This is a genomic window from Methylobacillus rhizosphaerae (assembly GCF_900187985.1).
GTDB classification, from domain to species: domain Bacteria; phylum Pseudomonadota; class Gammaproteobacteria; order Burkholderiales; family Methylophilaceae; genus Methylobacillus; species Methylobacillus rhizosphaerae.
Window position 1 is genome coordinate 198,046 of record NZ_FZOA01000002.1, and the last position, 25,895, is coordinate 223,940.

General features: G+C 53.5%; 28 protein-coding genes. 19 read left to right on the forward strand and 9 right to left on the reverse strand.

What is annotated here, in order from left to right:
* Positions 1 to 53 precede the first annotated feature (53 nt).
* The 3 genes from CHB59_RS03125 (at position 54) to CHB59_RS03135 (ending at position 2,551) form a co-directional block, all read left to right on the forward strand.
* Positions 54 to 1,544 carry a helicase HerA-like domain-containing protein gene (locus CHB59_RS03125; protein ID WP_089374780.1) on the forward strand — a complete coding sequence of 497 codons (1,491 nt, stop codon included), beginning with the start codon at positions 54 to 56 and terminating at the stop codon, positions 1,542 to 1,544.
* Positions 1,545 to 1,571: 27 nt separating this feature from the next.
* Positions 1,572 to 2,132 carry an IMPACT family protein gene (locus tag CHB59_RS03130; RefSeq protein ID WP_089374781.1) on the forward strand — a complete coding sequence of 187 codons (561 nt, stop codon included), beginning with the start codon at positions 1,572 to 1,574 and terminating at the stop codon, positions 2,130 to 2,132.
* A 170-nt stretch (positions 2,133 to 2,302) separates the two neighbouring features.
* Positions 2,303 to 2,551 carry a hypothetical protein gene (locus tag CHB59_RS03135; RefSeq protein WP_089374782.1) on the forward strand — a complete coding sequence of 83 codons (249 nt, stop codon included), beginning with the start codon at positions 2,303 to 2,305 and terminating at the stop codon, positions 2,549 to 2,551.
* Positions 2,552 to 2,777: 226 nt separating this feature from the next.
* On the opposite strand, the gene CHB59_RS03140 is transcribed toward CHB59_RS03135, so the two are convergent.
* From CHB59_RS03140 to CHB59_RS03160, 5 genes are all read right to left on the reverse strand, one after another.
* Positions 2,778 to 3,437, reverse strand: a complete 660-nt coding sequence (locus tag CHB59_RS03140) for a YiaD family glycine zipper/OmpA-like lipoprotein (RefSeq protein WP_089374783.1) — start codon at positions 3,435 to 3,437, stop codon at positions 2,778 to 2,780.
* A 162-nt stretch (positions 3,438 to 3,599) separates the two neighbouring features.
* Positions 3,600 to 4,406, reverse strand: a complete 807-nt coding sequence (locus CHB59_RS03145) for a formylmethanofuran dehydrogenase subunit C (RefSeq protein ID WP_089374784.1) — start codon at positions 4,404 to 4,406, stop codon at positions 3,600 to 3,602.
* Entirely contained in the window at positions 4,403 to 5,311 is a 909-nt protein-coding gene (gene fhcD / locus CHB59_RS03150) for a formylmethanofuran--tetrahydromethanopterin N-formyltransferase (protein WP_089374785.1), read from the reverse strand. The genes CHB59_RS03145 and fhcD overlap by 4 nt, the downstream gene beginning before the upstream one ends.
* Positions 5,311 to 6,987 (reverse strand): formylmethanofuran dehydrogenase subunit A, encoded by a 1,677-nt coding sequence (locus tag CHB59_RS03155; RefSeq protein WP_089374786.1) that lies wholly within the window; start codon positions 6,985 to 6,987, stop codon positions 5,311 to 5,313. The genes fhcD and CHB59_RS03155 overlap by 1 nt, the downstream gene beginning before the upstream one ends.
* A 23-nt stretch (positions 6,988 to 7,010) precedes the next feature.
* On the reverse strand, positions 7,011 to 8,306 hold the full coding sequence (locus CHB59_RS03160; RefSeq protein WP_245835017.1) for a formylmethanofuran dehydrogenase subunit B: 1,296 nt from the start codon (positions 8,304 to 8,306) through the stop codon (positions 7,011 to 7,013).
* A 324-nt stretch (positions 8,307 to 8,630) separates the two neighbouring features.
* Here CHB59_RS03160 and CHB59_RS03165 point away from each other — a divergent pair, with 324 nt between their 5' ends.
* The 10 genes from CHB59_RS03165 to fae all read left to right on the forward strand — a co-directional run bounded on the left by CHB59_RS03165 (position 8,631) and on the right by fae (position 17,854).
* Positions 8,631 to 9,608: a beta-ribofuranosylaminobenzene 5'-phosphate synthase family protein gene (locus CHB59_RS03165; protein ID WP_342743063.1), complete on the forward strand. Its 978-nt coding sequence runs from the start codon at positions 8,631 to 8,633 to the stop codon at positions 9,606 to 9,608.
* 35 nt (positions 9,609 to 9,643) lie between these two features.
* On the forward strand, positions 9,644 to 10,543 hold the full coding sequence (locus CHB59_RS03170; protein ID WP_089374789.1) for an NAD(P)-dependent methylenetetrahydromethanopterin dehydrogenase: 900 nt from the start codon (positions 9,644 to 9,646) through the stop codon (positions 10,541 to 10,543).
* Positions 10,544 to 10,547: 4 nt separating this feature from the next.
* Positions 10,548 to 11,648 (forward strand): ATP-grasp domain-containing protein, encoded by a 1,101-nt coding sequence (locus CHB59_RS03175; RefSeq protein WP_089374790.1) that lies wholly within the window; start codon positions 10,548 to 10,550, stop codon positions 11,646 to 11,648.
* Between the two features lie 55 nt (positions 11,649 to 11,703).
* Positions 11,704 to 12,687 carry a methenyltetrahydromethanopterin cyclohydrolase gene (gene mch / locus CHB59_RS03180; protein WP_089374791.1) on the forward strand — a complete coding sequence of 328 codons (984 nt, stop codon included), beginning with the start codon at positions 11,704 to 11,706 and terminating at the stop codon, positions 12,685 to 12,687.
* A gap of 4 nt (positions 12,688 to 12,691) precedes the next feature.
* Complete coding sequence (locus CHB59_RS03185) at positions 12,692 to 13,615, forward strand: ATP-grasp domain-containing protein (protein ID WP_089374792.1); 924 nt, start codon at positions 12,692 to 12,694, stop codon at positions 13,613 to 13,615.
* On the forward strand, positions 13,612 to 14,442 hold the full coding sequence (locus tag CHB59_RS03190; RefSeq protein ID WP_089374793.1) for a triphosphoribosyl-dephospho-CoA synthase: 831 nt from the start codon (positions 13,612 to 13,614) through the stop codon (positions 14,440 to 14,442). The genes CHB59_RS03185 and CHB59_RS03190 overlap by 4 nt, the downstream gene beginning before the upstream one ends.
* Positions 14,443 to 14,592: 150 nt before the next feature.
* Complete coding sequence (tal, locus tag CHB59_RS03195) at positions 14,593 to 15,543, forward strand: transaldolase (protein WP_089374794.1); 951 nt, start codon at positions 14,593 to 14,595, stop codon at positions 15,541 to 15,543.
* A 137-nt stretch (positions 15,544 to 15,680) separates the two neighbouring features.
* The gene (gene hxlA, locus CHB59_RS03200; RefSeq protein WP_089374795.1) at positions 15,681 to 16,310 is read left to right on the forward strand and encodes a 3-hexulose-6-phosphate synthase; all 630 of its coding nucleotides are present in this window, start codon (positions 15,681 to 15,683) and stop codon (positions 16,308 to 16,310) included.
* 112 nt (positions 16,311 to 16,422) lie between these two features.
* Positions 16,423 to 16,968 carry a 6-phospho-3-hexuloisomerase gene (gene hxlB, locus CHB59_RS03205; protein ID WP_089374796.1) on the forward strand — a complete coding sequence of 182 codons (546 nt, stop codon included), beginning with the start codon at positions 16,423 to 16,425 and terminating at the stop codon, positions 16,966 to 16,968.
* A gap of 349 nt (positions 16,969 to 17,317) precedes the next feature.
* The gene (gene fae / locus CHB59_RS03210) at positions 17,318 to 17,854 is read left to right on the forward strand and encodes a formaldehyde-activating enzyme (protein ID WP_089374797.1); all 537 of its coding nucleotides are present in this window, start codon (positions 17,318 to 17,320) and stop codon (positions 17,852 to 17,854) included.
* Between the two features lie 123 nt (positions 17,855 to 17,977).
* Here fae and CHB59_RS03215 read toward each other — a convergent pair whose 3' ends face one another.
* A complete protein-coding gene (locus CHB59_RS03215) occupies positions 17,978 to 18,682 on the reverse strand; it encodes a HisA/HisF-related TIM barrel protein (RefSeq protein WP_089374895.1) in 705 nt (234 codons plus the stop codon).
* Here CHB59_RS03215 and CHB59_RS03220 point away from each other — a divergent pair.
* Genes CHB59_RS03220 through CHB59_RS03240 form a run of 5 tightly spaced genes read left to right on the forward strand, consistent with a single transcriptional unit; the run spans position 18,672 to position 23,158 of the window.
* On the forward strand, positions 18,672 to 19,703 hold the full coding sequence (locus CHB59_RS03220; protein ID WP_089374798.1) for an ATP-grasp domain-containing protein: 1,032 nt from the start codon (positions 18,672 to 18,674) through the stop codon (positions 19,701 to 19,703). The genes CHB59_RS03215 and CHB59_RS03220 overlap by 11 nt on opposite strands.
* A complete protein-coding gene (locus tag CHB59_RS03225; RefSeq protein WP_089374799.1) occupies positions 19,696 to 20,769 on the forward strand; it encodes a hydantoinase/oxoprolinase family protein in 1,074 nt (357 codons plus the stop codon). Before CHB59_RS03220 ends, CHB59_RS03225 begins: the two co-directional genes overlap by 8 nt.
* Positions 20,763 to 22,148 (forward strand): aminodeoxychorismate synthase component I, encoded by a 1,386-nt coding sequence (gene pabB, locus CHB59_RS03230; protein ID WP_089374800.1) that lies wholly within the window; start codon positions 20,763 to 20,765, stop codon positions 22,146 to 22,148. Before CHB59_RS03225 ends, pabB begins: the two co-directional genes overlap by 7 nt.
* Positions 22,135 to 22,764 (forward strand): amino acid kinase family protein, encoded by a 630-nt coding sequence (locus CHB59_RS03235; RefSeq protein WP_089374801.1) that lies wholly within the window; start codon positions 22,135 to 22,137, stop codon positions 22,762 to 22,764. The genes pabB and CHB59_RS03235 overlap by 14 nt, the downstream gene beginning before the upstream one ends.
* A 13-nt stretch (positions 22,765 to 22,777) precedes the next feature.
* Positions 22,778 to 23,158, forward strand: a complete 381-nt coding sequence (locus CHB59_RS03240; protein WP_089374802.1) for a 4a-hydroxytetrahydrobiopterin dehydratase — start codon at positions 22,778 to 22,780, stop codon at positions 23,156 to 23,158.
* A 97-nt stretch (positions 23,159 to 23,255) separates the two neighbouring features.
* Here the strand turns inward: CHB59_RS03240 and CHB59_RS11685 are convergent, their stop codons facing one another.
* The 3 genes from CHB59_RS11685 to CHB59_RS03250 all read right to left on the reverse strand — a co-directional run bounded on the left by CHB59_RS11685 (position 23,256) and on the right by CHB59_RS03250 (position 25,059).
* Positions 23,256 to 23,396, reverse strand: coding sequence for a hypothetical protein (locus CHB59_RS11685; protein WP_179212053.1), 141 nt, complete (start codon positions 23,394 to 23,396; stop codon positions 23,256 to 23,258).
* A gap of 105 nt (positions 23,397 to 23,501) precedes the next feature.
* Entirely contained in the window at positions 23,502 to 24,470 is a 969-nt protein-coding gene (locus CHB59_RS03245) for a nucleotidyl transferase AbiEii/AbiGii toxin family protein (protein ID WP_218816196.1), read from the reverse strand.
* Positions 24,463 to 25,059 (reverse strand): DUF6088 family protein, encoded by a 597-nt coding sequence (locus CHB59_RS03250; RefSeq protein WP_089374803.1) that lies wholly within the window; start codon positions 25,057 to 25,059, stop codon positions 24,463 to 24,465. The genes CHB59_RS03245 and CHB59_RS03250 overlap by 8 nt, the downstream gene beginning before the upstream one ends.
* A gap of 651 nt (positions 25,060 to 25,710) precedes the next feature.
* On the opposite strand from CHB59_RS03250, the gene CHB59_RS03255 reads away from it, so the two are divergent.
* Positions 25,711 to 25,893 (forward strand): Flp family type IVb pilin, encoded by a 183-nt coding sequence (locus tag CHB59_RS03255; RefSeq protein ID WP_089374804.1) that lies wholly within the window; start codon positions 25,711 to 25,713, stop codon positions 25,891 to 25,893.
* Positions 25,894 to 25,895 lie beyond the last annotated feature (2 nt).

The following is a 25,895-nucleotide window of genomic DNA, read 5'->3' on the forward strand; positions in this document are numbered from 1 at the left end:
TATTGATCACACTGCTGCTGTGATACATGAGCCTGGATTGTGCGAGAAATAACATGACACCAATACCATTAGCCAAAAGTACTGAATTTCTTTATCTGCTGCCACGCATGGCCAACCGCCATGGCTTGATTGCGGGTGCCACCGGCACCGGCAAGACAGTGACATTGCAAAGTATTGCCGAGAGCTTTTCACGCATCGGTGTGCCGGTATTCATGGCGGATGTGAAAGGTGATCTTGGCGGGATCAGTCAGCCCGGGGGCGGCAATGCCAAAATAGATGCAAGGGTAGAGCAGCTCGGGATGAAGGATTTCAGTTTTGCCGGGTGCCCGGTGACATTCTGGGATGTATTTGGCAAACAGGGTCACCCAGTGCGCACTACCATTGCTGAAATGGGGCCATTGCTGCTGTCGCGCATGCTCAACCTCAACGAGGTGCAATCAGGCGTATTGACGGCAGTGTTCAAGATTGCCGATGACAAAGGCTGGTTGCTGCTGGACATGAAAGACCTGCGGGCCATGATACAGCATGCGTCCGAGAATGCTGCAGAATACAGCGCGCAATATGGCAATATCTCCAGCGCCAGTGTCGGCGCCATTCAGCGTGCCTTGCTGCAACTGGAGCACGAAGGTGCTGACCAGCTGTTCGGTGAACCGGCACTCAATCTTGATGACATCATGCAAACAGATGCTCAAGGGCGGGGCATGGTGAACATACTGGCAGCAGACATGTTGTATAACTCGCCACGTGTATACGCCACTTTATTATTGTGGCTGCTTTCCGAATTATTTGAGAAATTGCCGGAAGTTGGTGATCTGGAAAAACCCAAGCTGGCTTTCTTCTTTGATGAAGCTCACCTGCTCTTCAATGATGCGCCCAAATCCCTGATGGATAAAATTGAACAGGTGGTGCGCCTGATCCGTTCCAAGGGTGTGGGTGTTTATTTTGTCAGTCAGAATCCGCTTGATATCCCGGATGTCGTGCTCGGGCAGTTAGGTAATCGCGTGCAACATGCATTACGCGCCTTCACCCCCCGTGACCAGAAAGCCGTCAAGGCAGCAGCTGAAACCTTCCGGGCCAATCCTGGTGTGAAAGTAAGCGAAGTCATTACCGAAATGGGTGTGGGTGAAGCCCTGGTCTCCTTCCTGGACGAGCAGGGACGACCAGTTCCGGTTGAGCGGGCGTTTGTCTGCCCGCCAGGCAGCCGTATCGGCCCGGTCACACCGGCGGAACGTGATCAGATCATCAAGAGTTCTGTTGTTTATGGGCATTATGAAAACAGTGTAGATCGCGAATCTGCTTACGAAATCCTCAAGGGTAGGGCAGCTGAAGCGCCAGCCGAGGCAGAACAAGAGAGCGGCTTCGACTGGGGTGGGCTGTTTGGCGGTAGTAATGCGGATAAGAAGGCCAGCAAACCCGCAGGCCGTCAACCGCAATCCATGTTCGAGGCTGCAGCCAAAAGTGCAGCCCGCGTTATTGGCTCCGAACTGGGACGCCAGATCGTGCGTGGTGTCCTGGGCTCCATCATTGGCGGCAAGCGCAAGTAAGTCATTTTTAGGGCAGGTAGCAGAAGTTTGCAGATCATTACCCAGCCGGGTCAGGCTGAACAGACCATTAACAAGTCCCGTTTTGTTGCAAGTGCGGATTACTGCGCGGATGAGCGCGCAGTTGCCCTTGCCTTGCGTCGGTTGGCAGGCGCGCACCAAAGCGCCCATCACTTGGCCTACGCTTTTCGCATCAAGACACCACAAGGCATTGTCCAGCGCTTCAGCGATGCCGGCGAACCTTCCGGCACCGCAGGCAAGCCTGTGCTGCAATTTCTCGAGGGACGCGACCTCATTAATGTCTGCGTCGGCGTCATTCGCTACTATGGGGGCATCAACTTAGGCACCGGCGGCCTTGCGCGCGCCTATGGCGGTACGGCGAAAATGGCGCTGGACGCCGCCCAGATCGGCCCCTTTGTCGAAATGCAGAAAATCCGCATTGACCTTGACTACAAACAACTCGATATCTTCACGCGGGAAATTGCCAGAATGAATGGTGAAATCCTGGACAAGACATTTGGGGAGTTTGTTACCGTCATAGCCGCGGTGCCTGCAAGCGAAGTTCCAAATTTGCAGCAGAAATATGGGTAAGCGTATTTTTTATGGGGATCAATCGAAACGGACTCCTATGATTACAGGTATTGCAAAGAGAGTTGTGGACAGCTAGCGCGAGCTAGAACGCCTCACTTTGGGCGAACGCTAAACATGAACCTTTGATTATGCTGCTGAAAAATCGATATTGAATTTGATGGGGATGGATAATGGACGACAGTTGGGCTGACTTTTTCCCATACTTTGCTGGAGCTTTGAAGCTTATTGTATTAGGTATTGGAGCCTATTTTGCTATTAAATGGCACTTTGATGAAGAGAGGAGGGTGAGGGAGGCAGAAGGCGTGGTATTTGATAAACCAGGCTTCATGAAAAAGTTGGCAATGAGGCTAGCCCTCTCAGTTCTTCTGATTCTTCTAGCCCTTTTAGTGATTTATGTTACTAACTGGCTTTTCGACTGACGGGACGAGTTATTTCCGCTCTTTCTGAACGAGTGCGAGTTCAGATTCAATACGGAACCCCAAAGCAACAATTCAATATACTGCAGGAATGGGCCGGTATTGAGAGGTTATTTACTGCAGCCTCTAAAATAAAAGTAAGAATAGATCGAAAAAATAACCCCACGTATCCAGTATCTAGATACGTGGGGATTTCATTTATTACCTACGAAAAGCAGGTGCGATAGCTTTATTGCGCTGGTGCCGGTTCCGCAACAAAAATCTCTACACGGCGGTTTTGGGCTTTGTTTGCTGCCGTATCGTTTGCTACCAGGGGTTCATGTGAGCCACGGCCATCCACTGTGAAGCGGTTTGCTGCCACGCCACGGGCAGTCAGGTAATCACGGGTGTTGGCTGCACGCTTGAGTGACAATGGGTCGTTGATGGCATCGCTGCCGGTATTATCGGTGTGGCCGATAATGGTGACCAGGGTGGCAGGATTGTTCTTCAAGGTAGTGACAAAGTTGTCCAATACAGTACGGAAGTTAGGCTGGATATCCGCTTTGCCGGAGGCGAAAGAAATATCGCTGGGGATATTCAGCTTGAGCTGGTTGTCTTCAGTCTGGGTCACGTCTACGCCAGTGCCTTGTGTGGCTTCTTCCATCTGGCGTTTCTGCTCTTCCATACGCTTAGACCAGACATTACCAGCGATGGCGCCAGCACCTGCACCCACGGCGGCGCCGATAGCGGCACCCTTGCCCTTGCCGGCGATGGCACCGACGACAGCACCAGCACCAGCGCCGATGGCGGCACCCTTGGCAGTACCTTTTTGTGTTTCAGACATATTGGCGCAGCCGCCCAGAGCCAGCGTTGCAACCAGCGCGCTTATGGTAAGTGTTTTTGTTTTCATGATTTTCCTTTATGGACGGGGGGGTAATCCAAAAAATGGATTGGCATCAGTATAAATTGTTGCCAATCCAATGAAAATTCTATATTTACATCCTGTTTCAGGCAATAAAAAACCCGAGCATTTGTGAAGATGCTCGGGCTTGTGATGCGGCAAGTCTGGAGGTTATTTAAAAACCAGGATTTCACCTTTGCCATCGTTGGCAATATCGCCAGCATAGCGTTGTACCCGGTTCTGGTTGATTTGGGCAAACTTGCTTGGTAGGTCGCGGAAGGATTTGAACATCAGGCTGAGGAAGGGCAGGGTATGCGTGCCGCAATCCTGTACAGTGGCGTGCAGCCTGGGTTCCTGCATCAGCAGTAATGTGCCTCGACGCATGCCATACCCCACATACTCACCGACGCTGCCAAGCACGCCGATGGTGCCTGCCAGCATGCGCGAAGCGAGATAAGCACCGGCATTGCCTTCAATGAGGATGATGCCGCGGCGCATCTGGTCACCGGCACGTTCGCCGACGTTGCCGCTGATGAGTACCATGCCGCCTTTCATGCCCTTGCGGTCGCCAGGCAGTGCTGCGGCGAGGAAATCACCTACATTGCCCTTGATTTCAATCAGGCCATTGGCCATGCCGCTTGCTGCAAATGCATCTGCATTGCCGTTGAGCACGATGTGGCCGCCACGCATCTGCAGGCCGAGATAGGAGCCCGCACCACCATTGATGGTGATCTTGCCGGTTTTCATATGGCTACCGATGAAGTCCAGTTTGCCGCTGGCGTTGTTGAACACGATGTCAGCAGCATCGCTGCCTGCAATATCGAACACGCTGTCAACGCGTAGTTTCTCGCGGCCACTGACCAGCAGGATGGCAGCAATGTCAGCCACGCTCTTGCCTGCCAGGTTGTCGGGTGTCAGTGCAGACAGGTCAACGCGTTGCTGCAAGGGGGCTTTCAGAGTGAAGGTCAACGCGCTCATGCCATGATCTCCCTTAATTTGAAGTGATAGGGGCCGAGTTTGCCGCCATAGTTACCGGCGGAAATGCGCTTGATGCCGTTTTTGGCGCCAAGTTCGCAGACAGCTGTGATGCCGGCACGCATTGCGATGCGGATGTCCGGGTCAGTCAGGCCGTCGATCACGATTTCCATGACGGATTCGATTTCCGGTGAAAGCTCGGTTTTAGTGATGCCTTTCAGCGTAGGGCAAAATGCGTCGTTGGTGGAAGCGATCAATGATTTGTACTTGGAGCCGACTTTGGAGCCGGAACGCACTACGCCGCCGGGGAACGGCATGATGACATTGGGAACCTTGCTCATGGCGTCGATGGCAGCTTCGCATGCGGCCAGTGCCTGTGGCTGAGATTCTGCCAGGATCAGGAAGTTTCCCCCACCCACGGAGCGGATCATGCCAGTGCTTTCCTCGGTGAGGAATTCGCCATCCATGACGGGAACACGCCAGTAGCGCTTGCCGTTGAACAACTTGGAGGTCTGGAATCCATCTCCAAAGAAGCGCAGGTTTTTGCCCAGGTTGATCTTGGTGATTTCCTCATAGCCGTCGTTGATACCGGAAAACGCGGCAGCTGTGGGGCAGGTGAGTACACATTGTCCCATGCGGGTTTCCAGTTGCTTCATGAGCACTGCGCTGCCCATGGCGAACATGAGGATGGATACGCCGGGGCGGCCATCCGGGGTTTCTTCCGGGGTCAGTTCACGCTCGATGCCGGCTTCCACACCACAGGCAATCACCGAAGTGGCAAAGCCGGTCATGGCGCGTGCTGCGTTATAGGCCCAGCGCAGGTTCTGCGCGGTGATGATGACACGGGTACCGCGCATGCCGAAGGCTTCGGCAAAGGTGTCATCTATGGTTACGCCGTTGATAATCATTATGCTGTTTTCTCCCTGCGACCCTTGCACTCCTGAACAATGACCTTGCCACGGCCGTCATCTTCCAGCTCGTTGGCATTGACCTTGTAATTTTCCATGTTCATGGTGTGGTAGCGGTCGAAATATTGCTTGAGATCCTTTTCAATACTGCGGTCAAAGTCGGGCTTGACCGTATGCGTGCTGCCCCAGGTGACCTTGACCACTTCACCATTCCTGACCACTAGTTCGCCATCCTTGAACACATAGTCCGGTTTGGAGAACATGGCTTCGCGGTCTGGATTGTCGGTGTAGACCGTGATGTCGGCAGCACCACCAACGCCAAGATGACCACGATCATGCAGGCCGACCAGCTTGGCGGCTCCGGCACGGGTCATGATAGCGATTTCATACAGGCTGTATTCACGCTCGATCGAGTTCAGTGTGCTCATAGCCTGGGCATCCAGGTTAAGCTTGGTGAACATGTCGCTGCGGAAGCTCTTGTCCATCAGCAGGCGGATCAGGTGCGGATAGCTGGTGAATGGTGCGCCGTTCGGGTGGTCGGTGGTGAGGAAAATGCGCCATGGGTCTTCCGTCAGCAGGAAGATTTCCAGCCCGATTGCCCATTGCAATGCATTGACGAAATTCTGATCCTTGTACTTGAACGGCACCACACCGCAGCCAGAGTCGCACTCGATGTCCATGAGCACAGCCTTGTTGGGCGAAGCGTGGCCGGAATTTGCGAACTGGCGCATGGTGTCGCCGGAAGCAGTCACGGTCTGCCCGAACAATATCTGACCAACGTCGGCAGAAACATTTTTGTGCTTGTTCAATGCCTCGGCAACGGCTGCTGCGCCGGAGGAGAACTTGCGGTCGCCTTCAGTGCCATAGCTGTGAAACTGGATATGGGTCAGGTGGACAGGGTAGCCTTCTACAGCGCCCATGGTCTTGAGCGTAGTCTCGACGTTGCCGGGCACGCCCAAGTTGTTGCCATGTACATGCAGCGGGTGGGCAATGCCCAGTTCGTAAACAGCACGCGTCAGGGATTGCAGGACTTCGCGCGGGGTGACCTGATAGTGCACGTTCTGTTCATCCAGGTTTAATGCACGCTGGTTGAACTTGAAAGCGTTGATGCCGCCGGGGTTCACGACCTTGATGCCGATAGCCTGGCTGGCATGCAGTATCCACGCCACGTAGTCATTGATGGCGTTCTGGTCCTTCTTCGCGGCGAGCATACGCAGGAAATAATCATCACTGCCTATCATGGCGTAACCACCCTTGTCCAGGATGGGGATGTCGCACATTTCCAGGTGAGATTGGCGTGCGTTCACTGGAGATAATGCAGGCTCAAAACCGGCGGTATATCCCATTTCAGCATAGCGATAACCGGTATTCAGCGTGGAAGGTGCGGCATGACCACAGCCTGCGCGGCAGGCATCGGTATGTGTGGTAGCAGAGCTGCGATGGTCTTCCGGCAGCATCAGGCGGGCAATATTGACCTTGCCGCCACCGATATGGGTATGCATGTCAATTGCACCGGCCATGACGACTTTGCCACGCAGGTCATATTCCTGGTCGATGGATTCATGATCGTTGGGGCGATCAACGATACGGCCATCACGGACAAAAATATCCATGACCTTGCCGTCAATCTGGTGGGCGGGGTCATAGACCCGGCCACCCGTAAGTTTAATCAGCATGTTTCTTGTTCCTTGATCTTGGCTTAGGCGGTCTTGAGCGCAGATTCAATGCCGGAAAGCACATCGCTCAGGGTAGGCAGCTTAGTCTCGCGCAACTTGCGCAATGGCAAAGTCACTGAGCTGTCACTGCGGAATTGCGCGCCATTGGCTTCCAGCCCGGGGATGGCAATCGGAATGAATACATCCGGGGCTTGCTCGAATTGCATGGATGGGTGCCCGATCACGATAGTTGGAACCTGGTGCTTGGGAGGGAGGCGCTCGGGATTGAAGCTGTTGATCCAGACCAGCGCATCGACTTCACCTTCTGCCAGCAGGCGGTTGGTGTCGTAGTGGTAAGGGTCGTAATCAGGATAGCCGCGACGATAGGAATTGCGGAATGGATAACCGCTGATCCAGGTGCTGACATTGTAGGCTGTCACATCACCGTCATTGCCGCTCAGGGGCAGGCCGGCGCTGCGGGTGGTCTTGTTCAGCTCCTGCACCACACCCACGATGTTCTGGATGGAAAGTTCTGCATGCGGGAAATCCAGTGCGCTGCCTGTCCATGCAATCACGCTGTATTCAGCTGCCTTGAGGCGTTCTGCCAGCTTTTCCAGGGATGTGCGGGAAATGCCAGCGACATCGTCAGCCTTGAGCGGCTTGCCTGCTACCAGGGCACGCAATGCGGCCAGTACTTCCGGCACGCGATCCAGGTCACAGGGCAGGACATCAGGCTGTTTTCCGTTGGGCGAAACACCGGCGCTTGTATCCAGGTTGCGGCCGCCCAGATATACAATCTCGCGTTCTGCCGTGTTCTCTGTGAACATGGCTTCCTGGTTCCAGATCACGCGCTCGAAAAAACGCGGGAAATAACTGACGATATCGGTACCGATCACCAGCAGCAGGTCTACCCGGTTTTTCACTTCACTTAATGTAGTGACGAACCAACCGGAGTTCTGCATCACCAGGATATTCTTCATTGAACTCTTGGAGTTCATGTGGTCGATGGTGGCGCCAGTGGATTCAGCGAGATTCATGACAGCACGCATGCCATAAACATCTGTTGCGAGGCCGCCGAGCAATGGATGTCTGGCGGCACGGAATATCTCCGTGGCTTTTGCAATGGCGGCATCCAGGGTCGATGCTTGTCCCTGGATTGCGGGAGTGGCATTGCTGCGAGGCTGCTCGAAGAAAGCCTTGCTTTTGGGGCAGGGCGGAGATGTCAGGGCAAGATTACCATCTGCATCGCGGTCAAGTTTGAGATCATCGCTCAACAGGCCATCTGCAGGATGAGCAACGGCTTCCAGCGAGGCTGCTGGAAAGTGGGGTGATTGGGTCATGTTCTCCATCCGAAAACTGGTTAGTTCCTTAAGGTTCATGCCTCGATCAGGCATGATATAAACCGGTGACACCGATTGATATGGTGCAAGCTTGTAGGCTGCAGGGGCATTATACTCCTTGATCCGGCATGAATACAGCGAGCAGAGGGCGAATTCGATGCATGATTATGTGTATAACACTGCATATTGACCCTGTTGGCGCAGGGTATGCATGACTATGCATGAAATTCTGGAGCTGGACTTTTTAAACTATAGTCGGCTGGGCTACAATAGCGGCTTGTAGGCATCACAAGTGCCGGTTTTCGCAAGCTGAAGGAAATTATCATCAACAAGCAGGGCGTCAGTGTCGTTACCACGGCACGGTTACATATGGGGTTCTTTGATCTCAATGGGGATCTGGGACGCCGTTTCGGCAGCATCGGGGTTTCTCTCAATCATCCTGCTACTGAATTGCATGCCTGGCATGCCTCCACTTTTACCGCAGAAGGCCCAGGAGCCGCCCGAGCAGTGCGCCTGGCACAGAAGCTTGCAGCGTCGCTTCAGCTGGAAGGCGGCATGCACATGCAGCTGATCAATATAATTCCCGAACATGCCGGCCTGGGTTCAGGCACACAGATGGCGCTTGCTGTCGGCCTGGCGTTGAACCGTCTGCATGATCTGGGACTGTTCATTCGCGATGTTGCCATGCTGACAGAGCGTGGTGCGCGCTCTGGAATCGGTTTGGGCACGTTTGCCACTGGTGGCGTCATCATTGATGGTGGACGAGGAGAGCATACCGTGGTGCCTCCCGTAATCGCCCGTGCAGAATTTCCTGCTGGCTGGCGCATTATTCTGATTTTTGATCATACCCAGACGGGTGTGCATGGCGACGCGGAAATTGCCGCGTTCCGTAATCTTCCCCAATTTCCGTCAGATGCTGCGGCCATCCTGTGTCGTCATGTGTTGATGCAGGCTTTGCCTGCACTGGCGGAACAGGATCTGGACGCGTTTGGTGCGGCGATCAGGGAATTGCAGATACGAACCGGTGACCATTTTGCACCGGCTCAGGGCGGGCGTTATGCCAGCCCGAGAGTAACGGAAGTATTGTCCTGGCTGGAGTCGGCCGGAGTGGCGTGTTTCGGCCAGAGTTCCTGGGGGCCGACCGGGTTCGCTGTGTTGCGCGACGAGGATGAAGCCACATCAATACTCTCCCGCTTGAAAGAGGCATTTGCACATCATGAATCGCTTGAATTCATGCTTTGTGAAGGTCGCAATGAAGGGGGTATCGTCAGCGATATCCCGGAAATTGCGACAGTAGTTTAAGAATAATCAACTGAAATTCAATCATAGGTGGAATCATGGAAAAAGTATCGATATTGCATTTGATCACGGCAGCCAAGAATGCCAGCCCGTTCGATGTCAATATGGCATATGACGCTGGCTTCGACAAAATTATGCCGTATACCAATGTAGAGCTGAAGGAAGTCACTGGCCTGGTGCAGGATGCGATTTTCTCCCGCAGTCCCAGCGGCGTGAAACGTGAGAGTGCTTTTATCGGTGGCCGTGATATCGACGTGGCAATGGATATGCTGGAAACAGCGCGTAAATCCATGGTGCCGCCATTTGAAATTTCCGTATTTGCCGATCCTTCAGGTGCCTTTACAACAGCCGCAGCGATGATGGCCAAGGTTGAACAACACCTGAGCAAGAACTTTGGTGGTGACCTCAGTGGTCGTAAGGTCAGCGTATTTGGCGCGACCGGCCCCGTGGGTGGCTGTACAGCCGTGATTGCGGCAAAGTACGGTGCCGAGGTTGAATTGGTGGCGCACCGTGCTGTGGCTGACGTGGAAGAAAAGGCAGCGGCCTACAACAAGCGCTACGGCATTAACATTGGCTTCACTGATGGTAGCACTGACGCGTTGAAGCAGCAGATTCTGCAGCGTACCGATATTGCCTTGTGTGCAGCTGCCGCAGGTGTGCAGGTAATCAGCCTGGCACAGATGGCGGGTTCTGCAACGCTGAAAGTAGTCGCGGACGTCAATGCTGTGCCGCCAACAGGCGCTGAAGGCGTGGATGTATTTGCGGATGGCGTAGCCATTCCCGGAACCAATGCTTTTGGTATCGGCGCGCTGGCAATCGGTAACGTCAAGTATGCAACCCAGCACAACCTGCTCAAGCAAATGCTTGAAGCCACTGAAAAGAAGGTATACCTGGATTTCCTGTCTGCATTCGAAACAGCACGTAACAGCCTGAAGTAATCACGTGGCTGGCAAGCTCGTTATTGCTGCCGTTTGTGCCCGGCCGTATGTGGCCATGGCGAAGGCGGCGGGGTATGACGTGCTTGCCCTGGATATATTTGCCGATAGCGATACAGAACAATTGGCAACGCAGGTGTTTCGCTTGCCTTATGCTGATGGTGGTTTCGATCCGGCAGGTTTTGAAGCCGCATTGGCTACCATCGCAGCGCGGCATGAGGTGCTGGGTTTTGTCTACGGTAGCGGTTTTGAGGCAAATCCGCAGTTGCTTGAAACGGCGGCTCACTATTTCCCCGTAGTTGGTAATAGTGCCAGCGTGGTAAAGCAGGCCAAGGCAGTACCGGATTTTTTCCGGACACTGGATGCGCTGGGTATTCCGCATCCTCCTGTTTCCATGGAAGTGCCGGCGTTGTTGGCTGGCTGGCTGCATAAGCAGGCAGGTGGATCGGGCGGTACACATATCCGTCGTCTGGAGGCAGGTGGCAGGAAAAATGCAGGAAGCTATTATCAACAGGAGCTGGCCGGCATACCGGTTTCATTGTTGTTCGCGGCACATGCCGGGGATGCCCACGTGATTGGCTATAACCGGCAAAGTGTGGCGGCCCATGGTGATCTGCCGTTCCGTTATGGTGGTCTGGTGACCAATGTGGCATTGCCTGATACTTGCAGGAAAATATTGTACGTTGCTGCGCAGCATCTGACACGAGTGTTGAAACTGAGAGGGCTTAACAGTATTGACGCCATGCTGACACCAACGGGCGATACTTATATATTGGAGTTGAATCCGCGATTGACAGCGAGTGCGGGTTTGTACCACTCGATTCCCGGTTTGATGCAGCTGCATCTGGGCGAGGGGGCTTCGGCATTGGATATAGGTCGACAGGCCAGTGCGCAGGCTGTGGTATATGCCGAATATGATGCTATCGTGCCTGAAGGACTGGAGTGGCCGGAATGGGCTGCGGATATTCCGGTAGCCGGCAGTCATATTGCAGCAGGTGATCCGCTGTGTACCGTATATGCGCAGGCGGATGGTGCGGAAGCTGCATGGCAGCTGGCACATCAAAGATTGCAGGTGATGACGGCAATGCAGCCGTTATCAGGAAGGTAATAACACGGCGTGATGCCGTTCAACATAATCTGAATTATTGAATGGGAAATGAAAAATGAGCGAAAGCAAGCTTGATGTCAGTCTGTGGCCTAGCGTTAATCAACTGACCAATCCTTTGGTCAAGCACCTGATCGATAATGCCAAGGTGCTGCGTCTGCTGGTGGAAAAACTGCCAAGTGGTGCTACCGTCATTGATGCTGGCATCAAGGCAGAAGGTGGTCTTGAGGCAGGTCGCCTGATTGCCGAAATCTGCATGGGCGGCTTGGGGCATGTCAACCTGCATTCCTCCAGTACATTCCCGCATTGGTCATGGACATTGTCTGTGCATTCCAACAACCCGGTATTGTCCTGCCTGGGTAGCCAGTATGCAGGCTGGAGTCTTGCGCATGAGAAATTCTTCTCCCTGGGGTCCGGCCCTGGCCGCGCACTGGCTGGCCGTGAAGAGCTGTATAAGGAACTGGGTTACAAGGATAGCGCGGATGCAGCTGTGTTGGTGCTTGAAAGTGAAAAAGCACCTCCGCAGGAAGTCGTAGAAAAAGTGGCGCGTGATACTGGCGTAAAGGCTGAAAATCTTACCTTCATCCTGACTCCGACCCGCAGTCTGGCGGGCACTGTGCAGATCGTGTCACGTGTGCTGGAAGTGGCCCTGCATAAAATCCATACCTTGCATTTCCCGCTGGAGCATGTCGTGGACGGCATGGCGAGCGCGCCAGTACCGCCACCTGCACCGGATTTCCTGATCGGCATGGGTCGCACCAACGATGCGATCCTGTTTGGCGGTCATGCCCACCTATTCGTCAAGGGTAGTGATGAAGCAGCTGCCAAGCTGGCGCAGGAACTGCCTAGCAGCGCATCGCGTGATTATGGCCGTCCTTTTGCTGAGGTGTTCAAGGCCGTGAATATGGACTTCTACAAGATTGATCCCATGTTGTTCAGCCCTGCTGCTGTAACGGTCACCGCTGTCGAATCCGGCAAGAGCTTCACTGGCGGCAAGCTGGATGCTGCCTTGCTGGATCAATCCTTTGGCTATAGCGCATAAATAAGTGAACCAGCGTATTCCGGTTTTTACCGACGATCCGGGCTGGCATGGCAAACGCCTCAAGGAGGCGTTTGCTGCACGTGGTTGCGAGGCTGTATTTGTTTCACTCAAGGAGTGTGCATTGCGTCTCGCTAGCGGCGAGCAGCCAGCTGTCCTGATTCCCGGGTTTGAACATGAACTGCCTGCGGGTGTGTTTGTTCGAGGAGTCCCGGGTGGCACATTGCAGCGTGTGATTGCCCGGCTCGATATCCTGCATGCACTCAAGATGCTGGGTGTGGTGGTCTACAACGATGGTAATGCGGTAGAGCGTACCGTTGACAAGGCCATGACCAGTTTCCTGCTGCATCTGAACCGGGTACCGACACCGCAGACCTGGGTATGTGAGTCCCGCTACCAGGCGCAGGAAATCTATCTCAGGGAAACCATGGCCGGACGCCAACTGGTAATCAAGCCTCTGTTCGGATCGCAAGGGCAGGGAGTGCGTAAACTGACCAGCAGTACCGTTTTTCCTGTCCCGATGGAAGAGCATGTGGATGGCTTGTATTACCTGCAGACATATATAGATAGCGGCGAAGGCGCCTGGCATGACCACCGGGTGTTTGTGATCCGTGGGCAGGCCGTGGCTGCCATGATCCGCCATGGCAGCCATTGGGTGAACAATGTGGCGCAGGGTGGTCGCTGCGAAGCCATTGCTGCTGAAGGCGAACTGGCACAGCTGGCCGAGGCTGCGGCACGTGCGGTGAATGTTGATTACTGTGGCGTAGACATCATCCGCGACCGGGATGGCAGGCTGTATGTGCTGGAAGTCAACAGCATTCCCGCATGGAAGGGCCTGCAGGGAGCAACCGGCCTGAATATAGGTCAATGCCTGGTCGATGACTTCCTATCCTGCATGCATAGTCAACCTGTATTGACGGTCGCTTCATGAACACACTACAAATTTCCGAAGCATTCCGTGCTGCCTGCATAGCGGAACTGACCAGCCTCAAGCCCGGCAACGTTCACATCTTTGCTGATGGACATGGCATGGTGGTACAACAGTTCATCCATAGCGCCGAGGCTGTGGCTGCAGTCATTGCAGAGCCCGGGCTGTCAGTCGGGCAGCGCATCCTCAATGCCGTGGAAGCCACCTGGAAAGTGGTGGACTGCAATACCAATCTTGGTATCGTGCTGTTGTCCGCTCCCCTGATCAACGCAGTCCTGCTGCCGGAGGCGGGCGCGCTGCAGCAACGTGTGCAACAAGTGCTGGAACAGCTGGATGTCCAGGATGCCGGACTGGCATTCAAGGCCATTGCGCGCGCAGCCCCCGGCGGCTTGGGGAAATCCGATACGCATGATGTGCACGACGTACCGCAAGTCACTTTATTGCAAGCCATGCAGGCGGCGCAGGATCGCGATCGCATTGCCTGGCAATATACCCACGGCTTTGAGGACATCTTTGGTATCGGAATAAAGACCTATGCCGAGGCCATGGAGCGCTGGCATAACCCGGCCTGGGCAACCACGGTGCTCTACCTGACATTCCTGCAGCATTTCCCCGACAGCCATATCCAGCGCAAATACGGCCTGGAACAGGCTGAGGCCGTCAGTCGCCAGGCTGGTGAACACCTGGAAGCATTGCTGTCGCATGAAAACCCAAAACTGTATCAGCGCACCTTGCTGAGTTTTGACGCAGAGCTGAAAGTGCAAAAGCTGAATCCGGGAACCAGTGCCGACCTGACAGTCGCCACCTTGTTGGCTTGCGCATTACAGTAGTTGAATGTCTATAGTTATCCATTAATTTCAGTTATACTTTAGCGATTCACTCGGACTGCAGCTCAGGCCTAATTCATTGGTTGACCAGTCCGGAGTCGGGCAAACAGGTTCTCAAGTTTATATTTCTGTATTTTCTCAAGGAGGAGCAATATGGCTAATTTATTCGATCAATTGAAAGAATTCACCACTATCGTGGCTGACACAGGTGACGTGGAAGCAATCAAGAGCGTAAAACCTTACGATGCGACAACCAACCCATCCCTGCTGTTGAAGGCTAGTACTATCCCTCAATATGCTCCGCTGATCGACGAAGCAATTGCTTATGCCAAGTCCCAAAGCAGCGACAAGGCTCAACAAATCGAAGACGCAGCTGACAAGCTGGCTGTGCTGATCGGTCAGGAAATTCTCAAACACATCCCAGGCAAGATCTCCACAGAAGTGGATGCTCGCCTGTCTTTTGACACCGAAGCAATGGTGCAAAAGGGCCGCAAGCTGATCAAGCTGTATCAGGATGCTGGTATTTCCAAGGATCGCGTACTGATCAAGCTGGCTTCCACATGGGAAGGCATCAAGGCTGGTGAAGCGCTGGAAAAAGAAGGCATCAACTGCAACCTGACCCTGTTGTTCAGTTTTGCTCAGGCTCGCGCTTGTGCTGAGGCTGGCGTATTCCTGATCTCCCCATTCGTTGGCCGTATCCTTGACTGGTACAAGGCTAAGACTGGTGAGACCTACACCGCTGAAACTGACCCAGGTGTAGTCTCCGTACGTAAGATTTACGCTTACTACAAAGAGCACGGTTACAAGACTGTCGTCATGGGCGCTTCCTTCCGTAACACTGGTGAAATCACTGCGCTGGCTGGTTGTGACCGCCTGACAGTTTCTCCTAACCTGCTGGAAGAACTGAAAGCTACCGAAGGCACTCTGCCACGCGTACTGGTTGACAATGGTGCAACCAAGGAACGTCCAGCTCTGCTGACAGAAAAGGAATTCCGTTTCGAGCAGAACGAAGATGCGATGGCGACTGAAAAACTGGCGGAAGGTATCCGTGGTTTTGTGGTTGACCAGAACAAGCTGGAAAAGGCACTGGCTGAAAAGCTGTAATAGAGCTTCAAAAACGGATGTCTTGCCAGTTTCGGCGTTGACATCCGGAGCGCTTGGCGATTAAGATTGCCACTCGCTTTTTGAATAAAAGTTGTTTTTAAGTAGTACCAATTTGTAACCTTTTTGGAGGAAGTATCGTGGCATTGACACAAATGGCATTAGATTCACTGGATTTTGACGCAACCGTAGCGCTGGCTGAAAAGGTAGCTCCACACGTTGACATTCTCGAAATCGGTACACCATGTATCAAGCACAACGGTATCAAGTTGCTGGAAACTCTGCGCGCAAAGTTCCCTAACAACAAGATCCTGGTTGACCTGAAGACCATGGACGCTGGCTTCTACGAAGCTGAGCCATTCTACAAGGCAGGTGCTGACATTGCTACCGTTCTGGGCGTAGCTGATCTGGGTACTATCAAAGGCGTAATCGACGCTGCTAACAAGTACGGCAAGAAGGCTCAAGTTGATTTGATCAACGTTGCTGACAAGGCTGCTCGTACTAAGGAAGTTGCTAAGCTGGGCGCGCACATCATTGGTGTGCACACTGGTCTGGATCAACAAGCTGCTGGTCAAACTCCATTTGCTGACCTGGCAACTGTTACCGGCCTGAACCTGGGTCTGGAAGTTTCTGTTGCTGGTGGCGTTAAGCCAGCTACTGTAGGTCAAGTTAAGGATGCTGGTGCTACCATCATCGTTGCTGGCGCTGCTATCTACGGTGCTGCTGACCCAGCTGCTGCTGCTGCTGAAATCACTGGCCTGGCTAAGTAATTTCTCGCTTAAGCTAAGCTGAAAAATCCACCATACATAGCTCCTGGAGCTAGGTTGGTGGATTTTTTTATTACACCCATTGAATCCATCATCGTTTAATAAGGTGAGCGTTATGAACCAATATCAAGAACTCCTGGTCAGCAAACTGACCAACGTAATCAACAACACAGCAGAAGGCTATGATGACAAGATTCTGAGCCTGGTTGATGCTGCTGGCCGCACTTTTATCGGCGGCGCAGGTCGTTCACTGCTGGTTTCCCGTTTCTTTGCAATGCGCCTGGTGCATGCTGGCTATCAAGTGAGCATGGTAGGTGAAGTTGTTACTCCAAGCATTCAAGCTGGTGATCTTTTCATTGTAATCTCCGGTTCCGGTAGCACAGAAACCCTGATGCCACTGGTCAAGAAGGCCAAGAGCCAAGGTGCCAAGATCATCGTGATTTCCATGAAGGCCCAGTCCCCAATGGCTGAATTGGCTGACCTGGTTGTGCCAGTAGGCAGCAACGATGCTAACGCATTCGACAAGACACATGGCTTGCCTATGGGCACCATCTTCGAACTGTCCACACTCTGGTTCCTGGAAGCGACAATCGCCAAACTGGTAGACCAGAAGGGTCTGACAGAAGAGGGCATGCGTGCTATCCACGCAAACCTGGAATAATCACACGGTGTAAGCCCCTGTGCAGCCCGGCGTATCAACAGGTACGCCGGGTTTTTTATTGCCTGTTGATCTGAGGATTGAACTTCTGCTCAAACCCATGCACTAACCAGCCGTTATACATGATATTCAGGTTCAGGATTTCATGGAGTGCCAACATTGATGGCGAGCTTTCTCAATTTTTGTAAGGAAGCAAATTATTAATGGGGAAATTCACAAAATCGTCATAATATTATGTATAATATTTGCAGATTTTTAGGCTTGACGTTAAACAGACGTGAGGCAGTTTGATGGCATAGCTAACCAAGCAATGTCGACGTGTTTCTACGGAAACTTTATATTGGAGAATGAAATGGCAGTTATTGATCGCGTTTTAGTAGGTGAAGCACTTGTTGTTGACAACCGTCCTGATGGCAGTGGCCTGGATCTGCTGAACGTTGCTCACATCGATCTGATTATCGGACCACGTGGTAGCGCTGCAGAAGACGCTTTCTGCCGTACCCTGACCGATCAAAAAGAAGGCGTAAACGGCCTGTTGGCAATTGTTGCTCCTAACCTGATGGTTAAGCCAGCGACTGTAATGTTCAACAAGGTAACCATCAAGAACGGCAAGCAAGCTGTTCAAATGTTCGGCCCTGCACAACGTGGTGTTGCGTTGGCAGTGATGGACTGCGTTGCTGATGGCACAATTCCTCAAGAAGAAGCTGATGACGTGTTCATCTCCGTAGGCGTATTCATCGACAGCCGTGCTGACATCGATGAGCGTATCCAGGAATGGAACTATCAAGCGACTAAGCAAGCAATCAAGAACGCAGTTGCTCGCGAGCCAAAGGTAGCTGACGTACTGAAGGCTTACAAGGAATCCGCTCACCCATTCCAAGCTAAGTAATCCTTAGTACAGGAAAGCTGGTGTCCACATCAGGACATCGGCTGGAGCAAAAGAACGCCCTGATTAATATCGGGGCGTTTTTGTTTTATCTGGCCTCTGTATTCCTGATATTTTTCCTAGGGGTTACGCCAGTGCCATGTCGTACAACATGGTGCTTGTGATCGTGCCATCGTGCAGGGCGCTGGCAATCAGGGCGCCGCTGATGCCCTTGTCCTTTAATGTCTGCAAATCTGCCAGGTGGCGCGTGCCGCCAGCAGCGTAGAACTGATGTGTTGGGGATTGCTGTCTGAAATGATCCAGCCGTGCAAAATCAGGCCCGGCCTGGCTGCCCACATGTGGCAGGCTCATGACAATGACATGCTCAGGCCACAGGCTGCTGTCTTCCAGCAGCGCTTGCGGGCCTTGATAACCTTGTAGGGTAAAGTCCAGGGAGAGGATGGCCTGGCCGTTGCAGGCATGAAGCAGCTCCTGCCAGGTGGCGATGTCGGGAAGCGTTTCTGAACCGATCACCGGGCGCATGCGCGGCAGCAGCCACGGTTGCAGCTCATGCATCGAGCGGATACCTGCATCAATCCAGATTTCCAGCACTGGGTATTGCTCAAGCAACGCCTGCACCTGCTCAAGATGATGCCCACGTTGCTGGATGGCATCCAGGTCGGCGATATAAAGCGTCGGGAATGGGTATAATCCAAGCAATGCATCCAACACAGGCTCAACCTGACTGCCTTGGCACAGGTGGGATGTGATTGGCATGTAATGCGCGCGGTCACCTTTGCGCGCATGCACAACCAGCCCTTCCTTGAGATCAATCACTGGTATGACACGCACATTGTTTCCTTCTTCAACATCACAATCCAAGCCGGTTCGTGTTCTGGTATACGAATATATTACTGGAGGGGGATTATACCGCGAGGAGATTCCTGCCGCCTTGGCGCAGGAGGCGGTATTGATGCGGGATGCCATGCTGTCCGCCATGCTTGCCTTGCCGGACGTACAAGTGCTTTCCCTGCACGATTCGCGTTTGTCTGCCCCTGATCAGGCAACAGGCTGCCATGTATTGCAAGAATCCGAGCATCCCCTGCAAGCCTTGCAGGCATTGATCGCAGAAGCGGACCTGGTCTGGCTGGTGGCGCCGGAAACAGGTGGTGTGTTGCAACAACTGAGTGCAATGGTGCTTGATGCAGGCAGGCAGCTGCTTTCCAGTGCTCCGGATGCTGTTGCGTTGGCAACCAGCAAATGGCAGACCTACCTGCATTTGAAACAGCATGGTCTGCCCATGGTAGAAACGGCGCAATGGCCAACATACCTGGCAGCAGGGCAGGGCTGGGTCATCAAACCGGACGATGGTGTAAGTTGTGACGGAACAAGACTGGTGACAGATCAGCAAGCGCTGCAACGCTGGCTGGCCCAGGATCATGCCGGTGAAATCATCCAGCCGTACATGGCAGGCACTGCCGCAAGCTTGTCCATGTTATGCCGCCATGGGCAGGCATGGCTGTTGAGCGTCAACCAGCAATTGATCCATATTGCAGACGGACATATCCACTACCGCGGCAGTGTGGTCAATGCAGATCAGGCACATTGGTCTGCGTGTGCCCAAATCGCCAGCCAGGTGGCGGCTGCGGTGCCGGGCCTGTTCGGCTATGTAGGCGTGGATTTGCTGCTGGGTGAAAATGGTCAGCTACACGTGCTGGAAGTCAATCCGCGCCTGACGACTTCTTTTGCCGGGCTGGAGGCGGCAATCGCCTATAACCCGGCACGGTTGCTGCTGGACTTGTTCTATAATGAAAACTTCATGCTGCCCCTGGAATTGCAGCGCAATAAAATCGAAATCAAGCTGAATGACTGAAACAAATTCACCCCGGCATTATCTCGGTTGGGATATCGGCGGAGCCAATCTCAAAGCCGCCCTGGTTCGTGCTGATGGCGTGGCCCTCAAGGTGGTGCAGGTGCCGTGTCCGCTCTGGCAAGGGCTGGATCAACTCGATGCCGCGCTGGATGCCGCAATGGGCCAGTTTGACGTGGTAGTGGACCGGCAACAGGTCACCATGACCGGAGAACTGGCGGATATCTTCCCTGACAGGGCAACAGGGGTTGAGGAGATTGCCTCGCGCCTGCACGCGCGTCTGCCGGGAGATGTAAAGTTTTTTGCAGGCAGGCAAGGTTTTGTCAGCCTGGAGCAGGTAAGCGGGCATAGCCACGCAATTGCCTCTGCCAACTGGCTTGCCAGTGCGGCCTTCGTTGCGCGTAAATTGCAGCAGGGCTTGTTCATTGATATCGGCAGCACCACGGCGGACTTCGTCCTGCTGCGTGATGGACAATTGCTCAACCTGGGGCAGACCGATGCTGAGCGCATGCAACACCAAGAACTGGTTTACAGCGGTGTTGTACGCACCTCCTTGATGGCCTTGGCTTCCAGCATCCCGTTTGCTGGGCAATGGCAGAGTGTGGCGGCTGAACATTTTGCGACAACCGCCGATGTGTATCGTCTGACCGGCGAACTGGAACCGGCAGAAGACATGGCGGCCACGGCGGATGGCGCAGGCCGTTCCCTTGAAGAAACCTGCCGCCGCCTGGCGCGTATGGTTGGTTGCGATGCAGCAGATGCAGACCAATCTGCCTGGCAATACCTGGCACAGGCATTCCGCCAGCAGCAATTGAACCTGTTGCGCCATGCAGTCCAGCGCCACTTGTCACGCAACCTCATCTGCCCGGGTGCGCCATTCATTGGCGCAGGGGCAGGGGCTTTCCTGGTGCGTGAATTGGCACAGCAACTGGGTCATGAGTTTATTGCTGCAAGCTCATTGATACAGGCTGATTCAGATACAACCCGGCATTGGGCAGGCGTGTGCCTGCCAGCCTATGCAGTGGCCCATCTGGCCACGTCATCCACAAACGCAGAACCATCATGCTAAGACGAGCACTACCATATCACGCTGATAGTTCAGCCCTGTTTGCCAGAATTGCACATCAACCCTGGGCCATCTATCTGGATAGCGGGCGTCCCGGCAATGAGTATGGCCATTACGATATCCTGGTCGCTGATCCGGTCATGACCCTGACCACCCGCGACGGCGTGACCGAGCTGCAGCGGCAGGGAGAAACCACGCTGCACCACGATGATCCCTTCCTCTTGTTGAAACAGGTGTTGAAAGCTTATCCACGCCTGGCATCCGACCTGCCTTTCACAGGGGGCGCAATAGGTTATTTCGGCTATGACCTGGGCCGTACCCTGGAAAAACTGCCTGAACAGGCACAGGATGCCGAACAGATACCGCAGATGATGGTGGGCATCTACGACTGGGCTGTCGTCGTCGATCATCGCCGGCAGCAAACCTGGCTCATCTGCTGCGCCATCACCGAAGAGCGCAAGGCCGGCTGGAACAAGTTATGCGCCTTGTTTGATCAACCATTTGATGAACCGACACAAGCTGCCTTCCAGGTGACGTCTCTCGTCAGCTCCAATTTTGACGAAAACACCTATGCTCGTGCGTTTGAGAAAATCCAGCGCTACATTCACGAAGGCGATTGTTACCAGGTCAACCTGGCCCAGCGTTTCCAGGCCGAGGCAGCAGGCGATGCCTGGGCGGCATACCGCGTATTGCGCAGCATCGGCTCCGCGCCGTTCATGGCGTTCATGAACCTGCCGCAGGTGCAGATATTGTCCGGTTCGCCAGAACGCTTCCTGCAAGTGAAGGGATTACATGTTGAAACCCGGCCCATCAAGGGCACGCGTCCGCGCTCCAGCGATCCGCAGGAAGATGCCAGGCAGGCGCAGGAACTGCTGTCCAGCCTCAAGGACAGGGCAGAAAACCTCATGATCGTGGATCTGCTGCGTAACGATATTGGCAAAAGCTGCGCCATTGGCTCAGTGCGTGCAGATCGCCTATTCGCGCTGGAAAGCTATACCAATGTGCACCACCTCGTCAGCGTCATCACCGGCAAGCTGGATGACCACAACGAAGCTGTCGATCTGCTGCGTGGCGCGTTTCCCGGTGGCTCCATCACCGGTGCGCCCAAACTGCGCGCCATGGAAATTATCGAGGAACTGGAACCGAACCGCCGTGGCGTCTATTGCGGGTCAATCGGCTATATCGGTTTTGATGGCAACATGGACACCAATATTGCCATTCGCACAGCAGTATATTCGCATGGCAGAATCCGTTTCTGGGCAGGAGGTGGTATCGTAGCGGATTCAGAAGTGGATAAGGAATACCGGGAAACCTGGGACAAGGCATCCACCATGCTGCAACTCGTCGAACATTTTCGGAGCGATCAAGATGTGGGTAATTAAGCTGGGGGGGAGCCTGCTTGGCTCACCAGAACTGAACCTGTGGTTGGACCTTGTGGCACGCCATGGTGACGGCAAAGTACTGATAGTGCCTGGCGGTGGCGTATTTGCAGACACCGTGCGCGATGCGCAAATCAACACCGGCATAGATGACGCCACTGCGCATCGCATGGCCGTCATGGCAATGGATCAATATGGCGTACTGATGACCGGACTGGATACGCGCCTGGTGACAGCCAGCAGCGAACTGGAAATCGCCGAACGCGGCTGGCAGCATCGCGGCATCGTCTGGCTGCCAAGCCACATGGTGTGCGCCGATGACACCATCGCCATGAACTGGAGCATCACCTCCGATAGCCTGGCAGCTTACCTTGCCGCCAAAATGAATGCCGAACACCTGATTCTCGTCAAATCCTCACGTCCTGATGCAGATCAGCAAGTATCATTGGAAAAGCTGACCAAGGAAGGATTCGTCGACAGCGCATTCGGTGATCATATCGCCGGCAGGCCATTTCACACCTGGGTGGTCGGGCGGCAGGACTGTACCGCATTCAACGAAGGATTCAACGAAGAAGAGCTGGGCCGCGTAGGCCTGCCAGTACGTTGTGCTTGGAACTAAGAGGAGAAAGACCATGAGTGAAATAACTGAACGTGTATATACAGAAGCAGAAATCAATACCAGGCTGGCAGCAGAACTGCCGCATTGGTATTACGAAGATGGCTGGATTCGCCGCAAATACAAAACCAGCGGCTGGAAAGCTACCCTCATGGTCGTCAACACAGTAGGACACCTTGCCGAAGCCGCCTGGCATCACCCGGATTTAACTGTCTCCTATGCCTTCGTCATCGTTAAGCTCTGCACCCACACCGCAAAAGGCATTACCGATAAAGACTGGGAGCTGGCGCGCAAAATTGAATCCGTCATCCAGTGGCAACCTGCCCAGGAAGGCGGCGCACTCGAAGGCACCCCCAACGACGATGCCCGCTTCAAATACCTGAAATACGACAACTGACCCTCCCAGGTGCCGTCCGGCTCGGCACCTGCCTCAACGCTAACTCAATGCCGGACTTGATCCGGCATTTGTTTATTCATCATCCTAAGATTTCGTTTCACTGGGTCGTCAATGTCGATGCTGAGTGCTTCGGCAAAAATTGCACAAAAGTGCGATCCGAAAAGTTAAGGACGTAGCCGTCACCCATATCGAATATGTCATCGAGGCGCATGATGTCAATGGAGCGGATGTTGGCCATGCGTGTTATCCTTTGATTTGACTGTCTGACTGTTGGTTATGGTCGGTTCCATCAACAAGGTAATGATTTGCCATTGACTCGACTTCGGCGCACGCTTTTAAAAGCTCATCGAACGGCACTGAATGACCAATCATGATTTCGTCGGCCAGCATGGCGCTGTAGTCTTGCTCTAGAGCAACCTTGGCTTTGGCCTGTCGGGACGATTTTTAAATTACCTGTCGCTGCGGCTGCATAGTCGATGACTTGGCCTCCAGCGTCCTTTTCGATAAAGAAATATGACTTATGACTGGCCACTGCTATGGCTACGTCGCGGTCGGCAATGACCGAGGAAAAATCAGGACTGCGGGCAATTGCGGCCAGATCATGCCAGTGCCGCGCGTAGCGTTCGCCACGAATTCGTCCTTGTGCGCAGAAAACATGCGCTGCCGTAGCCTTTTCCCAGAATGTTCGACTGACGTTCATTACTCGCGGTAAGGCAGTTGGGAACATTATGTCTGGGATGTACTCGGTGATATCGCAGGCAACCTCATGTATATGATGGGGTTCCCCAGTGGCCCGGCCACCAAATTCCAGTGTGACGACTGGCGCAACGTAACCTGTGCCTTGCATCAATGCAGGATATCGCAGCAGTAGTTTGTCATTATCTTGGCCACCAAGCTCAATCTGTGCTTTGAGATGGTCTCGCTTCAATGCTTGCTGCAGAACAGGCAGCACTTCACTGTTGATCCAATCAGGTAGCCGGCTTCGGACAGCCCTGGTCCATTTGTTGGCTTGGCTACGGCTGGTTGGTAACTCTCCATCATCTCCAAGCAAATCTGGAATCAGCTTGCGAATATCGTACGTGAGGTCGATATCTTCCGAAAAACGGTCAATGATTTTGTAGACCTTGGAAAGCGATGTGCCCCCCTTGAAGGTGAGGTCATCCGTTAACCGCGAGCCGAAAAGGGCGTGTAGAGCCCAAACCAGCCAGATGTCTTTTTCCAGAAGATGAGCAGGGCGGCCTGATTGGGCGCGGGCATATTCCAGAGCTTCTCGTTGATCTGCTTTGCTGAGGTCGAAAAAGGATTCAGCCACGCATGGCTTCCTTGCCAATGGCTTGAGCTATCCAGCTTGGCAGACTGGCCCGTGAGGATGTCAGGGTTTGCCACTCGGAGCTGGAGAGAGTGCGGCGCAGTGATCTTAAGGACTTGTCCGCGTGAGTTGGACCCATCCAGGCCAGAGCACGCACTGCTGCACCTGCTGGCCCTGAGCCGAGCGCCATCATCCAGCGTGGAGCATGCTTGATGAGCACGGTTGAATGACCAATTGTCAGTTCGCGCGTCTTTCCAGATGTGAGGTAAACCTCACGGATGGGTACTTGTTGAGTTAATCCCAGGACATTAGCTGAGCTGGCACCATGCGGCACGACAACCTCGCCATTTTGTTCAGCCAGTGCCTGAATCACTTTCTTGGGAGAGGGCGCGCGCGCGCCAAAGCGGCTGGACACCGGGGCGACGTAAGCGCCTCGTGCGACACGTAGCAGTTTTCCTTCCTTGCTCAATCGGGAGAACGCCTGGTCAATAGCGGCGCGACTACCGAGGTGCAGGAATTCCTTGGGCGACAGGACACCTCCTTCAGGGAGGGAATGTGCTTGCTTCAGTATAGCTTGGGGTAGTGTATTCATAGTGTGCCTCTTTAGTAAGAAACTATATATTAGTTTCTGACATTTTAGAAGTGACTCTGGAACATGACGACATTCCAGATTAGGGCCAGTGGAATGGGAGGTTGGAGATGGGATGGTAGGTAGTGAGTGCAAGGGTAGGGTGATATGGATGGCAGAAGGATGTGGGTGAGGAGTGACAGGGAAAGAGTGCGGAGTGACAGAGGGAGGGTTTGGAGTGAAGGGTGAAGGTGTTGGAGGGAAACATGGGAGTGTAAAAAAAGGAGAGTTTCCTGAGGGGTGTTGGAGAGGGGGTTTTGTGTTGGGATGAGGGGATATGGAATTGACAGTCCCATGTTGAGGCAGCAAAGGGGGGGGTACTGCAATTTCTGCAGGTTTACCTGAATACAAACAGATTTTTGGCGGTTTCGAGTTTAGGTAGATGATTTATGCCAGTTATCAGGCAGGAGTAAGAGCGGTATTGATGAGTCATAAAAGCGTCAAAAAAATAGTTGAACTTTTTTGTTATAAGGCAATTGACATAATTTCTGGAATTGATATTCTGATCCCACAACGCATTGCAACCAATGTGTGTTGACTCTGAGTGGAGCCGCAAAGGTGAAACTTAGGGGGGGAATTGGTAAGTAGTGTTTAAATCAATTAGGAGAGTCAATTATGAAAAACGCAATCATGAATTTTATCCGCGACGAAGAAGGCGCAACTGCAATTGAATATGGTTTGATTGCAGCTCTAGTGTCTGTCGTTATTCTTGGAGCTTTGCAGCTAATAGGGACTAACCTAACACAAGTGTTTACTGATGTAGCTAATGCACTGACTGGTGCTGGTGGTGGTGCATAACT